We start from the raw sequence: 982 nt of genomic DNA, 5'->3' as shown, positions 1-982 counted from the left end.
GGAACCCCTATTTGTTTATTTTTCTAAATACATTCAAATATGTATCCGCTCATGAGACAATAACCCTGATAAATGCTTCAATAATATTGAAAAAGGAAGAGTATGAGTATTCAACATTTCCGTGTCGCCCTTATTCCCTTTTTTGCGGCATTTTGCCTTCCTGTTTTTGCTCACCCAGAAACGCTGGTGAAAGTAAAAGATGCTGAAGATCAGTTGGGTGCACGAGTGGGTTACATCGAACTGGATCTCAACAGCGGTAAGATCCTTGAGAGTTTTCGCCCCGAAGAACGTTTTCCAATGATGAGCACTTTTAAAGTTCTGCTATGTGGCGCGGTATTATCCCGTATTGACGCCGGGCAAGAGCAACTCGGTCGCCGCATACACTATTCTCAGAATGACTTGGTTGAGTACTCACCAGTCACAGAAAAGCATCTTACGGATGGCATGACAGTAAGAGAATTATGCAGTGCTGCCATAACCATGAGTGATAACACTGCGGCCAACTTACTTCTGACAACGATCGGAGGACCGAAGGAGCTAACCGCTTTTTTGCACAACATGGGGGATCATGTAACTCGCCTTGATCGTTGGGAACCGGAGCTGAATGAAGCCATACCAAACGACGAGCGTGACACCACGATGCCTGTAGCAATGGCAACAACGTTGCGCAAACTATTAACTGGCGAACTACTTACTCTAGCTTCCCGGCAACAATTAATAGACTGGATGGAGGCGGATAAAGTTGCAGGACCACTTCTGCGCTCGGCCCTTCCGGCTGGCTGGTTTATTGCTGATAAATCTGGAGCCGGTGAGCGTGGGTCTCGCGGTATCATTGCAGCACTGGGGCCAGATGGTAAGCCCTCCCGTATCGTAGTTATCTACACGACGGGGAGTCAGGCAACTATGGATGAACGAAATAGACAGATCGCTGAGATAGGTGCCTCACTGATTAAGCATTGGTAACTGTCAGACCAAGTTTACT

The 982-nt window shown here is 47.0% G+C and carries 1 protein-coding gene; it reads left to right on the top strand.

The window, feature by feature from the left end:
- Positions 1 to 102 precede the first annotated feature (102 nt).
- The gene (locus P3G66_RS31785) at positions 103 to 963 is read left to right on the top strand and encodes a broad-spectrum class A beta-lactamase TEM-116 (RefSeq protein WP_000027050.1); all 861 of its coding nucleotides are present in this window, start codon (positions 103 to 105) and stop codon (positions 961 to 963) included.
- The last annotated feature ends 19 nt before the right edge of the window (positions 964 to 982 follow it).

The sequence above is a fragment of the Rhodococcus sp. C3V genome, assembly GCF_029269915.1.
GTDB lineage: Bacteria > Actinomycetota > Actinomycetes > Mycobacteriales > Mycobacteriaceae > Rhodococcus_F > Rhodococcus_F qingshengii.
This window is presented reverse-complemented; position numbering and strand designations above follow the sequence as displayed.

Bases quoted from the DNA above. Each gene is read 5' to 3' on its own strand.
- P3G66_RS31785 (WP_000027050.1), top strand. From the start codon at position 103: ATGAGTATTCAACATTTCCGTGTCGCCCTTATTCCCTTTTTTGCGGCA.